Source organism: Chryseobacterium ureilyticum (assembly GCF_900156735.1).
In the GTDB taxonomy this organism is placed as follows: Bacteria; Bacteroidota; Bacteroidia; order Flavobacteriales; family Weeksellaceae; genus Chryseobacterium; species Chryseobacterium ureilyticum.
In genome coordinates this window covers 270887-282766 of the sequence record NZ_FTOL01000003.1, presented here as the reverse complement: position 1 = coordinate 282766, position 11880 = coordinate 270887, and the positions used below count along the sequence as shown (strand labels likewise).

General features: G+C 35.1%; 12 protein-coding genes. 11 read left to right on the top strand and 1 reads right to left on the bottom strand.

Translation table 11 applies throughout. The features are described 5' to 3' along the window. The first annotated feature begins 1 nt into the window (after position 1). The 10 genes from BW983_RS11070 (at position 2) to ypfJ (ending at position 10494) form a co-directional block, all read left to right on the top strand. Positions 2-688 (top strand): c-type cytochrome, encoded by a 687-nt coding sequence (locus tag BW983_RS11070; protein WP_076552017.1) that lies wholly within the window; start codon positions 2-4, stop codon positions 686-688. A gap of 8 nt (positions 689-696) precedes the next feature. Continuing rightward, complete coding sequence (locus tag BW983_RS11065) at positions 697-2028, top strand: hypothetical protein (protein WP_045491796.1); 1332 nt, start codon at positions 697-699, stop codon at positions 2026-2028. A 158-nt stretch (positions 2029-2186) separates the two neighbouring features. Then, on the top strand, positions 2187-3203 hold the full coding sequence (locus BW983_RS11060; RefSeq protein ID WP_076552016.1) for a hypothetical protein: 1017 nt from the start codon (positions 2187-2189) through the stop codon (positions 3201-3203). Positions 3204-3253: 50 nt separating this feature from the next. After that, positions 3254-4459 (top strand): NTF2-like N-terminal transpeptidase, encoded by a 1206-nt coding sequence (locus tag BW983_RS11055; RefSeq protein ID WP_076552015.1) that lies wholly within the window; start codon positions 3254-3256, stop codon positions 4457-4459. Beyond that, complete coding sequence (locus tag BW983_RS11050) at positions 4460-4996, top strand: adenine phosphoribosyltransferase (protein ID WP_076552014.1); 537 nt, start codon at positions 4460-4462, stop codon at positions 4994-4996. It begins immediately after the preceding gene. A 159-nt stretch (positions 4997-5155) separates the two neighbouring features. Then, positions 5156-5863, top strand: a complete 708-nt coding sequence (locus BW983_RS11045) for a YfgM family protein (RefSeq protein WP_076552013.1) — start codon at positions 5156-5158, stop codon at positions 5861-5863. A 3-nt stretch (positions 5864-5866) separates the two neighbouring features. Then, positions 5867-6385, top strand: a complete 519-nt coding sequence (gene ribH, locus BW983_RS11040) for a 6,7-dimethyl-8-ribityllumazine synthase (RefSeq protein WP_065395674.1) — start codon at positions 5867-5869, stop codon at positions 6383-6385. A gap of 213 nt (positions 6386-6598) precedes the next feature. Next, positions 6599-8677, top strand: coding sequence for an LTA synthase family protein (locus BW983_RS11035; RefSeq protein ID WP_076552012.1), 2079 nt, complete (start codon positions 6599-6601; stop codon positions 8675-8677). A 127-nt stretch (positions 8678-8804) separates the two neighbouring features. Beyond that, positions 8805-9167 carry a hypothetical protein gene (locus BW983_RS11030; protein ID WP_076552011.1) on the top strand — a complete coding sequence of 121 codons (363 nt, stop codon included), beginning with the start codon at positions 8805-8807 and terminating at the stop codon, positions 9165-9167. A 469-nt stretch (positions 9168-9636) separates the two neighbouring features. Next, positions 9637-10494, top strand: coding sequence for a KPN_02809 family neutral zinc metallopeptidase (gene ypfJ / locus BW983_RS11025; RefSeq protein ID WP_076552010.1), 858 nt, complete (start codon positions 9637-9639; stop codon positions 10492-10494). A gap of 54 nt (positions 10495-10548) precedes the next feature. On the opposite strand, the gene BW983_RS11020 is transcribed toward ypfJ, so the two are convergent. Then, complete coding sequence (locus BW983_RS11020) at positions 10549-11400, bottom strand: GLPGLI family protein (protein ID WP_076552009.1); 852 nt, start codon at positions 11398-11400, stop codon at positions 10549-10551. A gap of 145 nt (positions 11401-11545) precedes the next feature. On the opposite strand from BW983_RS11020, the gene BW983_RS11015 reads away from it, so the two are divergent. Continuing rightward, positions 11546-11875 carry a HesB/IscA family protein gene (locus BW983_RS11015; protein ID WP_027372006.1) on the top strand — a complete coding sequence of 110 codons (330 nt, stop codon included), beginning with the start codon at positions 11546-11548 and terminating at the stop codon, positions 11873-11875. Positions 11876-11880 lie beyond the last annotated feature (5 nt).

Here is an 11880-nt window from a genome sequence, read left to right as displayed (position 1 = left end):
AATGAAAAAGAACGTATTAAGAATTACAGCAGTTTTAGGTTTAACAACAGTTTTACTTAACTCTTGCGGACCAAAGGAGAACACTCCATTGGTATACTTCCCGGACATGTATTTTCCGGTAGCTTATGATCCATTGATGAAAGCTCAGGATGCGTATTCAGATCATGAAAATGAAATCCCGGCTTTTGTTAGAAATAATGGTGCAACAGGTCTTTCTCCAGTAGAAGGATCAGTTGCTCAAAATAAAGATGGAGTTTTTGAAGAAGGGTTGAAACCAAAGAATGTTGACGAGTACAACGCAGGTTATGATGCTTCTAAAAAACTTACTGCTTCTCCTCTAAACCCAGCTAATGCAGCTAAGGATCTTGAAAGAGGAAAAGTATTGTTCGACCACACTTGTGCTGCATGTCACGGAACAGGAGGTGATGGACAAGGACCAATTGTACAAACAGGAGCATTCTCCGGAGTGCCGAACTATGCTGATAGAGAGCTTACAGTAGGGTCTGTTCATTATGTATTAACAAACGGTAGAAATGCCATGGGATCTTATGCGGGACAATTAAACGCAGGAGACAGATGGAGAGTAGCTATGTATGTGATGAGTGCTTTCAAAAAAGGAGCAGCAGCACCGGCAGCAGCTACAGCGGCGGCACCAGCAACTGAAACGACTACCGAAACTAAAAAATAAGAAAAGAAATGTATAGTTTTTCACCAAAATTAAAATCAACTTCTATCATACTTCTTGTTGTAGGTTTAGTTCTGTTTGGTATTGGTTTCTTTATGAACAAAGGACTTTCTACTGAGCAAATAGAACACATGATGGAAGCTGTTCACGCTTCTGGACATGATGCTCCTACACACTCAAGTGAAATGGTTGGACCGCAGGATCATGCTGCTCACTTAGAGCATGCTACTATGCAAGTACACAACCAGCCGTTAGCATCGCTGCACTTTGTAGCTGTGTTCTTCTTTGGAGTAAGTTGTGCTGTATTGTTTTTTTACTGTATTCAGCATGCTGCCCACGCTGGTTGGCCAATTATTATTACAAGAGTAATGGAAGCTATTGCTTCTTATATTCCTTACGGAGGTGCTATTCTGGTTATCATGATGATTTTAAATATCACTCACAATGGTCACCTATTCCACTGGATGGATCCGGAATTAACGAATCCTGAATCTGCACACTTTGACGTAATTTTATTCGAAAAGAAAAGATTCTTAAACATACCTTTCTATGCTATCAGAACGATCATTTACGTAGTAGGTGCTTCTTTCTTCGCATGGAAACTTAAAGCTCAGTCTAAAAAAGTGGATGATACTAAATCTAAAGTTGAGTATCAAATGCTTTACAGATGGGCAGTAGGATATATCGCATTCTTCGGATTTGCTTCTGCTGCTTGGGCTTGGGACTGGTTGATGTCTATTGACCCTCACTGGTATTCTACAATGTATATCTGGTATTCAATGGTTAGTTGCCTTTCAAGTGGTATTGCTGTAATCATTCTATTAAGTGTTTACCTTAAGAAAAATGGTTTCTTACCACAGTTCAATGATAATCACTTACACGATTTAGGAGTATTCCTTTTCGCTACAAGTATGCTTTGGACATATACATGGTTCGCTCAGTTCATGCTTTATTGGTATGCAAACGTTCCGGAAGAGGTTAACTACTTCTTTGGAAGATTCCAACACTACGGTACTACATTCTTACCAATGTTGATTATTAACTTCTTATTACCACTATTGGTATTAGTAAGTAGCAGCATCAAGAGAAACTACAAAGTGGTTACCACAATGGCAGTAGTAGTTATCTTAGGACACCTTTTAGATTACTTCAACATGGTAATGCCAGGAACGGTAGGACCATTCTGGAACACTCCTGAAGTATTCTTGTTAATCCTGGGAGCGGTTCTATTCGTAGCTGGACTATTTATGTTTACTGTACTTTCAGCTTTATCTAAACTGAAGTTGATCCCTACAGGAAACCCTTACCTACACGAATCTGAAATTTATGAGTATCCTTTCTAAGGAGCTTGTAACAAAATAAAATTCTAAAAGACTGATTGTTAAAACGATCAGTCTTTTTTTATGCCATGAGGTGAATAATTGTCTTTTAGAACAATCATTTTTCATTCTCACATTAAGTAAGACTGCCTTCATCTTTAAAACCAAAATAAGCTCCTTCTATGAAAAGAATTTACCTGTTCTACATTATCTTTAGTCTAATCTCCGTCTTTACAAATGCGCAGACTATTACATTCATATCCGAAAAAACGAATAAACCGCTTTCTAAAGTTTCAGTATTTGGCAGAGATGGAAGTATCCTCGCCTATTCAGATACTGATGGTAAAATTGAAAAACAATCATTATCCCCTTCCCAGGAGAAATTTCAATTAGTCTATAATAATTTTCCGGTTGCCAATCTTTCGTATTCAGAACTAGACCAGTCTGTCATCAAAATCAATGATCAGGTAAAAGAAATAGAAACTGTAGTAATCAAGAATAATAAACCGGCAAAATATATTCTTATTAAAGGAAACTTCAATTCATATGTTACGGTCAACAGCAAATTAAATGGTTATGCGGATGGAGTCATTACCTATATTTTTGATAATAAAACGAAAAAGTTAAAAAGTACAAATGTTGAACAATACAGAATTTTCAGACTGAATGACCCAAAAGAAGAAAAAAAACAAACAGCAAGCTGGGACTATGGAAACTCGCTGAATCCTCCTAAACTGAAAAAGGTAGGTAATCTTGAAGAATTTAAAAAGAAGAATACAAGAATTAAAGAACTTAAAGGAACTTCAAAAGATGAAATAGAAGTTATAGGAGAATATCTTCAGAAAAAAGAGTTTGCACTATTTGGATTCCGATTTTTTGATTTAAGAGGTATTCAAAATATTGCTTTTGAAAAAAATTCTCAGAAAACCCTCAAAGACCTTCTTGAATTTAATGAAATAGAATATATTAAGCTAAAACATAAAAGTGAGAAAGACTATAATCAGGTTATTTCCTATGAAAATTTTTACACTACTGAAATCAGCTTCAGCAATGAGAATAAGATGGAAAGTGTAAAATTCAATACAGAAATAAGCAATTATAAAACTCAATACTGGCAAGACGCTTCATTCCCTAATATGCAGACTATTTTCAGTAGTTTCTTTAAAGGCGATCTACAGGAAAAACAAAACAAAAAATAAAATCAACTATTAATAAAGGTTTTACTAAATTTGCAACAAACCAAATAAAAATGAAAAAGTTTTCTTTTCTACTTGTTTTCAGTCTGTTGCTTTTTACAGCATGTAAGAAAGATCATGTAGATGCTACGAATACTAAAACGCTGCAGTCAAGTATTAATGATATGACTTCCAGCCTACCAACCATTAAGCAGATTAAGTTTAATGAAGCTCTTTATATCCTTAAAACATTTGGTGTAGAGGCTGATGGTGATGTAAATGAGTTAAAAGCTCTTGGAAAACTGATTAACGGAAAGAAAGTTCCTGAGATCATGACTCTTGCTGACGAAGTCGCTCAAAAAAATGGTATAGAATGGGTAAGTACTGACCCGCCATCTCTAGGTGAAATGAATATCTTCGGGGATGATAAAGCTAAAGAAAGCGATCCGAATGATGTAAAAGCTGGAGCATTAAGCATTGTCACAAGACCAACTGGTGATGACGGAAGCGGTGCACCTACTTCTATTCAAATTGTACCTAGACTTGTAGATGCTGCCGGAAACCCTGTATCATTCACTGGAGCTGGGCTTGAAGCTACATTGGAAGTATTCAGCAACGGGGTAAGACTTTCTACAGCTAAAAACTTAATGCAGGATAACAACTTTAAAGGGTTTAACCTTAAGTTCTCTTCTATTCCGGCATCTAAAGTGATAGATAATAAAATCGACATTACAGTTTCAGTAAAAACAACTGCAAAGACCTTTAAAATGTCAAAAATCGGGCTTGATGTAAACGCAGCAGCCCTGAAAGTTCCAGCAGTTCCTAAAACAGATACAGCAGCTGTTGTACAACAACCAAGTGCTGTGGTAGATCCAAATAATCCATCCGCCACTACTCCATCTGCAACAACAGATCCTGCAACAGCAACACCTACTGCTCCAGCGGCTCCAAAACAGCCAGCTGCAGATCCTAAAAATACAGTTAGCAAGTTCTTGAGCAGTGTAAGCTCTCAAAATCTAAAAGCAGCTTATGACGCATCCAATAATCCAAGCTGGGGAAGCTATGAGTCATTCTCTAATCCTAACTCTGGTTTTGGTGCAGTAAAAAATGTAAGTGTAAAAAACATTACAACAAGTGCTTCTAATGCTAATGGCGCAAGTGTAAACGCTACGTATGATGTAACGGATAAGAGCGGTAAAACAACTTCTCTGAAAGTAACTTTCGGACTTAAAAATGTAAACGGAGACTGGAAAATTTCCAGCTATAAAATCAATCCATAAATGGCTTCACCAGAACTGATCAGAAAATTAGAAGAAACAATTGAAAATATCTCAGACTTTCCCATTCCCGGGATTCAGTTTAAAGATATTTCCCCTATTTTCTTAGATCCTAAACTTTATGAAGATGTAATTGCAGACCTTGCTGCCAACAGTAAAGGAAAAGTAGATGCAGTATGCGGAATAGAAAGCCGTGGTTATCTTTTCGGAATTGCTATTGCAGTAGCTTTAGAAGTTCCTTTTATCTTAATAAGAAAAGCAGGAAAACTTCCACCACCAGTCATTTCAGAAAAATATGACCTGGAATATGGAAGTGCTATCATTGAAACCCGCGAAGGACAAATAAAGCCCGGACAAAGGGTTTTAATTCATGATGATCTTTTGGCAACAGGAGGAACTACGGAAGCAGCCGCTAAATTAGTAGAAAAACAAGGCGCAACTGTTTCTCAATTCAGTTTCCTGATTGGCTTAAAAGGACTGAATGGCGATGAAAAACTAAAAAAATTCGGTGCAGAAGTTTACCACATTTTAGAATATTAATCTACACAGACAAAAAAATTAATGCTTCGTAAACTATGTTTTCGAGGCATTTTTATTGTTAATGATTGATAATTCATAACATTTATAGAACAATGCTCTAAAAGTATTTTGTAAATCTCTAAGAAACAATTAAATTTGCAATTCAATTTTTAAAAACTTATGGCAAAATTGGGAAAGAATGCTCAGAACGAGCAAGAAGGTAAAGAAACCGTTGAGTTCTTCAAAGACCTTGACAGAGAAGCCTTAAACACTGAGAGATTTCTTGAAAAATATTCAAAACCTTTAGGTATTGTATTTGGAGTTTTAGTTTTAGGAGTTTTAGGATTCTTCGGATATAAGCAATTTGTAGTTGCTCCTAAAAATGTTGAAGCTGTAAAAAGTTTCCTTGCTGCTCAGAAAAATCTTAATGAAAATAAAGAGAAAGAAGCTTTAGGTGGAAAATCTGCTGCAAACCCAGGTTTCATTGGTACGGCTAATGAATATTCTGGAACAAGCATCGGACAATTATCTGCTTACAACGCTGGTTTATTGAAGTTCAAAGAAGGAAAATTTCAGGAAGCTTATGATCTTTTAGATAAATTCTCTTCAGACAACAAAACGTTAGTAGCAATGAAATATGGTGCTATGGCAGATGCGAAGTCAGGATTGAATAAAAATGATGAAGCTTTATCACTATTAGACAAAGCAGCTACTGCTTCTGATGATCCATATACAACTTATTTCTTCACAAGAAAAGCAGGTATCGTAGCATTAGGATTAAAGAAAAATGCAGAAGCTAAAAAATACTTCTCTGCAATTGACGAGAAATACCAGGATTATGACAACGGAATGTCTGATTCTTACATTGAAATGACTAAATATTATTAAAAAATGGCAACAGTTAATCTTTCCGATTACAAGCCACTTCATATAACTAATGCCGAAGATTTTTCTATCGGCATTGTTTTTTCTGAGTGGAATGATTTTGTAACGTACAATCTTCGTGACGCAGCTTTGGAAATTCTTGAAAAAGAAGGCGTAAAACCTGAAAACATTAAGCTTTTCCCTGTTCCCGGAGCTTTTGAATTGAGCTATGCAAGTATGCAGCTTTGTAAAGAAAGAAAATACGACGCAGTAATTTCTATCGGATGCGTAATCCGTGGTGAAACGCCTCACTTCGACTATGTATGCTCTGCAGTAGCACAAGGTATTAAGGATTGTAACATCATGACGGATACTCCTACTATTTTCTGTGTATTAACAGATGATACAAAGGAACAATCTATCGCTAGAAGCGGAGGCGACCTTGGAAATAAAGGTGTTGAAGCAGCAGTTACTGCTTTAAGAATGATTGATTTCAAAAAGAATCTATCTGATAAAAAAGGAAATATCGGTTTTGGACATTCTTAAACTTTGATATACTTTAACAATATATGGGACTATTTTTTTAATAGTCCTTTTTTGTTGAAAGGTTTTAAAATAATGCCAAATCCATTAAACATCTGTTTAAATCACTACCTTATATTCTTAAAATCTTATTAATAAATAGTATGTTTTACTTTTTTTAAGCTAAAAGTTGTATACAACAACTATCTTTGCGAAAATCGTATAGACCATAAATCCATGTTTCTAAAAAAAGTAAAACCATTCCTGTATTTAGGAGTTTTTTATCTTATTCTATCTCTAATTATAAGAACAGTATTCTTTTTTCATCCCATTACCACTGCTAGTTTCAGTTTCTTTGAGGTGATTAAAGTACTCTTTGTAGGTATTGTCAATGATTTTTTTGTCTTTATCTTAGCCAGTGCCCTACTAGCCCTCTATTTCTTGTTTCTTTCCAATTCAAAATATAAGAAACCTTACGGCTATATTATTTTTGGTGCTTTGGTTTTATTTTTCCTTTACATTTGGTTGATTCCTAATAATATTTTCAAACAGTACGGTGGCTCAATAACGGAAATTGCACTTGCTTTTGTTGGATTAAAAACATTCCTTTTCGGATTAATGCTTTTCCTTCCTACAAAAAGAATCAAAATCCGTAATGTGTTATACTTTATCACATTACTTCTATATGTTCTGTCAATCATATTCAACGGAGTAAGTGAATACTTTTTCTACAATGAATTTGGAGTACGCTATAACTTTATCGCGGTAGATTATCTGATCTACACCAATGAAGTGATTGGAAACATCATGGAAAGTTATCCTGTAGTTCCATTGTTTTCAGCCATACTGATTGTTACCCTTACTATTACATGGTTTATCTATAAAAAGACAAAGGATGAATTGCTTGAGCTTCCAAACTTTAAACAGAAATTGATCTTACTGGGGACATTTACAATTCTCTGCGCTGTCAGTTTAATGGTAATTCCTTCATTAATGCAAATAAAGTCCGATAACGTTTTCGCTGATGAAATTGAAGCTAACGGAATTCCTAAATTCTATTGGGCATTTACTCATAATGAACTGGACTATTTCCAATTCTATTCACAACTTGATCAACAGCAGGCAGAAAAGAATTTCTTAAGCCAGTATCCACAACATACACTATCCAGAAACATTGTTGCAGAACAGCCTGAGGCAAAGAAAAACGTTGTTTTAATCTCTATTGAAAGCCTTTCCGCAGATTTCCTTGAACATTATGGAAATACTCAGAAGATCACCCCATTCCTGGATAGTCTTGCTGAAAAATCACTTATGTTTACCAATCTTTATGCTACAGGAAACAGAACTGTACGCGGCTTGGAAGCTTTAACCCTTTGTATTCCTCCTACGGCTGGAGAAAGTATCATTAAAAGAGATGATAACAAGAACAAATTCACGACCGGAAGTGTTTTCAAATCAAAAGGATATGATGTTAAATATCTTTATGGTGGATATAGTTATTTCGATAATATGCAGGACTTCTTTGGAGGAAATGGATATGATATTGTAGACAGAAATAACTTTAAACCGGAAGAAATAACCTTTGCTAATGTTTGGGGTGTTGCTGATGAAGATATGGCAAGAAAAGCGATTAAGGTAATGAATGCCGAAGCAAAATCGGGAAAACCGTTCTTTAATCACTGGATGACCGTTTCCAATCACAGACCTTTTACATATCCTGATGGAAGAATTGATATTCCGGGAACAGCTAAATCCCGTGAAGGAGGTGTAAAATATACTGATTACTCTTTAAAGCTGTTTTTCGATATGGCAAAAAAGCAGGATTGGTATAAAAATACGGTCTTTGTAATTGTGTCAGACCATTGTGCTTCAAGTGCAGGAAAAACAGAGCTTCCTATGGACAAATACAGAATTCCTGCAATGATCTTCTCAGAAGGATTTATTCAGCCACAAAAGTTTGATACCTTGATGTCACAGATTGATCTAATGCCTACTCTTTTCGGTTTATTGAACTTCAGCTATAAATCTAAATTTCTGGGACAGGATGTTTTCAAACCAGAATTTCAGCCTAAGGCATATATTGCTACTTATCAAGACCTTGGACTTGTAAAAGACAATCGTTTAACCATCATTTCTCCTGTTAAAAAAGCAAAACAATACTCTTTGGAACTGGAAAAGAGTAATTTAGCACCTGCGTTCAAACTGTATTATGATGAGAAGCTATTAAAAAACACAGATCAAAAGCTAGTGGATGATGCCATTTCAGCATATCAGTCAACATCGTATTGGCTGAAAACCAAACAACTTAACAGATAATTTTATATTTTAGAATATGAAATATTCGTTTTTAAATAAGAGGATAACTTTCGGTATCCTCTTATTTTGTTTTATAACACTACAGAGCCAAAATATTACAGTTATCAATGCAACCAATGAGTCTGTGATGATAAAGAATAATAATCAGTCTGTAAAGCTTAACAATGAGAGTAAAAAAGAATTTTCAGGGGTAAACTCTATTTCAATCAACGGTTCAAACCTATCCAGAACTATCAATATATTTTTAGAACCTAAAGAAAAATTATCCATAACTATTGAAAAGGATAAAAATTTATTATTCACCGGAAATCATTCTTTTCTTCATGAATATATTTCTGAAACACTAAATGTAGATCTCTTTGGAAAGATTCCTCTTTATGAACAAATTGGTGAAAAGAAAAACTTCAACGAACTAAAAAACCGTTTCAGAACTGCTGCTAGTAGACATATTAAAGAAAGTAAAACTATCCAGCATAATTGTTTCTCCTGAAGATAAAGATTCAATAAAAAGATTAAAGAACCGTATTAAATATAATTGGCTTTCTACATTATTCTCTACTTTTAACAGAAGAGATAAAACCTTCAGAAAAGAAGCTCTTAATTATTATTACAAAAAATACATAGAAACAGATATAAAAACATATCGGTGCAGTAACTTCTTAGATTATAGTATCATTGAAACCTTAGCAAAAAACCAAGAATTTTTACAGATAAATCTTCCAACATATCCTATTGTAGAGCATACGGATGATGATAGTATTCAACACCTTCCTATCAGCTGCCAAAAACAATATTTTATAGATAAATACAATTACCTTGAGCATATCAACGGACATAATAAAGACTATTATAAAAGAATCTTAGTAGAAAAGTTCAATGATCAGTAAACCATATGTAACTTAATAAATTATCGTAAACTTTAATTTTATAAATTTACGGATACAAAAAAACATATTATTATGAGATGGACAGACGACAGAGGCGGCAACGTTGATGATCGCCGTGGCTCCGGTGGCGGAGGAGGTATGATCGTAGGTGGCGGACTCGGAACTTTAATTATAGCAGCCATTGTTTTCTTTTTAGGCGGAGATCCTTCTGGTATTTTGAATTCCGGCAGCGTACAATCTTCCGGTAATTCTGAAAGAAGAGAACTTACAGCAGAAGAAAAACAGATCGGACAAATGGTTGATATGCTTGATGCATGGAATTCCCAAACCTGGAATCAGGTTTTCAAAGAAAACGGAATGACATATGTTGATCCTAAAATTTTACTTTTTGAAGACACGACAAATTCTGCATGCGGAACCGCTCAATCTGCAATGGGTCCATTTTATTGCCCTGCCGACCAAAAAGTATATATGGATATGAGCTTCTTTGGTGAACTTCAACAGAGGTTTGGGGCTAAAGTAACTGAATTCACAGTGGCTTATGTTCTTGCTCATGAAGTAGGACACCACGTACAAACACTTTTAGGAACCACACAGAAAGTAGACGCCTTAAGAAGAAGTGGAAGATATTCAGAAGCAGAAATGAACAAAGTATCTGTTGCTACAGAATTACAGGCAGATTTTTATGCCGGAGTTTGGGCAAGACGTACCGATGATTCAAAAAAAATTCTGGAACCGGGAGATATACAATCTGCTATAGATGCTGCTGAAGCCGTAGGAGATGATAATATTCAAAAGAGAGGGCAAGGATATGTGAATCAGGAAAGCTTTACTCACGGATCATCTGCACAGCGTAAAGAATGGTTTATGAAAGGATATAATACCGGAGATATCAGACAAGGTGATACTTTTAACCAGCTTTTAAAATAAGTAAATTACACCATTAAAAATAAAAAAGACTGTCTCATGAGACAGTCTTTTCATTTATTGTAATTCAATTGGGTTCGTATTTTTTTTTGCTTCTTCTTTTACCCTCTCCTCCATTCTTTTTCTCATATCGGCAGGATTCTGATTCCCCCCTCCGCCAGGACCTCTTCCACCACCCATTCTCATTGGAGCAGATATTCCTCCTGTTCCCTGAGTCATAAATGACATTGGATCTGTTTTGAACTTTTGCTGTTGTTTTACAAAATCCGTTCTTTTCACTTTTAAAGTATTACCAAACTGATTCAAAGTTGGAAACTCAGCAATTTTATAATTTTTCATTAAATCAAAAGAGTAATCCCCTTTGTCATCCTCTGCCTTTACCACCAATCCCGGAAGCCCTCCAAACTTATACGGACCATCCTGATAGGGTAGATCCGTAGTAAACCATGCCGTCCATTTTCTTCCAGCAAAGTCCGTTTCAGCTTTCTGAACCTTGTACTCTCCTATTTTTGTAGTTTCCGAAGAAATTTTCCATACCAATGGTCTGTCTTCTTCATAAGAATACAAATCTCGCCCTATTCTGTCTTTAAAATAAGTTTTCTGATTCGTCTTATCCTTTTCTACAGTATAATTGATATTAGTCCTTAAACTTTCCATCTGATCCCTATTGATATTTCCTCTTCCACCGCCTCCCTGAAAGGCTTTCTGCATGATAGAATCTCTTTTAATTCTGTTTTCGGAGTAAAAAACAGATTTTTCAGGAGAAATATCGAGATATGCATTTTCAGATTTAATATCTGTTTTATTTTCAGCATCCGGCTTCATCGTTACCTGATATACAAACCTGTTTGTCTGTGCCGAAACCTGCTGTATAAAGAGCGCCAGAGCAATAATGCCTAATTTTTTCATTATGAGTCAATTTATGTTTTGGATTTCAAAAGATTACCAAGGTTAAACTCATCAATGATAAAAATCGATAAAATAAAAATGCTGATTTTTATATCCTGATTTTTGTTCGTATTTTTGCCTCATTAAATCATTCTAAATAAATACAATGATAAAAGTATCAGACTATGCAAAGGAGAAAGCCATCCAACTTATGACGGAAGATGGTTTTAACCCTGCTGAAGATTATATAAGAGTTGGGGTGAAAAGCGGCGGATGCTCTGGTTTAGAGTATGTTTTAAAGTTTGACAACCAAAAAACAGACACAGATCAGATTTTTGAAGATAATAATATTAAGATTATTATAGATAAAAAATCCATCCTTTATTTAGCAGGAACTACTCTTGAATATTCAGGAGGATTGAACGGAAAAGGGTTTGTTTTCAACAACCCGAACGCATCCAGAACATGTGGATGTGGAGAATCATTTAGTCTTTAGAGAAA

Bases quoted from the DNA above. Each gene is read 5' to 3' on its own strand.
- ribH (WP_065395674.1), top strand. From the start codon at position 5,867: ATGGCAACAGTTAATCTTTCCGATTACAAGCCACTTCATATAACTAAT.
- BW983_RS11050 (WP_076552014.1), top strand. From the start codon at position 4,460: ATGGCTTCACCAGAACTGATCAGAAAATTAGAAGAAACAATTGAAAAT.
- BW983_RS11065 (WP_045491796.1), top strand. From the start codon at position 697: ATGTATAGTTTTTCACCAAAATTAAAATCAACTTCTATCATACTTCTT.
- ypfJ (WP_076552010.1), top strand. From the start codon at position 9,637: ATGAGATGGACAGACGACAGAGGCGGCAACGTTGATGATCGCCGTGGC.
- BW983_RS11070 (WP_076552017.1), top strand. From the start codon at position 2: ATGAAAAAGAACGTATTAAGAATTACAGCAGTTTTAGGTTTAACAACA.
- BW983_RS11030 (WP_076552011.1), top strand. From the start codon at position 8,805: ATGATAAAGAATAATAATCAGTCTGTAAAGCTTAACAATGAGAGTAAA.
- BW983_RS11015 (WP_027372006.1), top strand. From the start codon at position 11,546: ATGATAAAAGTATCAGACTATGCAAAGGAGAAAGCCATCCAACTTATG.
- BW983_RS11045 (WP_076552013.1), top strand. From the start codon at position 5,156: ATGGCAAAATTGGGAAAGAATGCTCAGAACGAGCAAGAAGGTAAAGAA.
- BW983_RS11035 (WP_076552012.1), top strand. From the start codon at position 6,599: ATGTTTCTAAAAAAAGTAAAACCATTCCTGTATTTAGGAGTTTTTTAT.
- BW983_RS11060 (WP_076552016.1), top strand. From the start codon at position 2,187: ATGAAAAGAATTTACCTGTTCTACATTATCTTTAGTCTAATCTCCGTC.
- BW983_RS11020 (WP_076552009.1), bottom strand. From the start codon at position 11,400: ATGAAAAAATTAGGCATTATTGCTCTGGCGCTCTTTATACAGCAGGTT.
- BW983_RS11055 (WP_076552015.1), top strand. From the start codon at position 3,254: ATGAAAAAGTTTTCTTTTCTACTTGTTTTCAGTCTGTTGCTTTTTACA.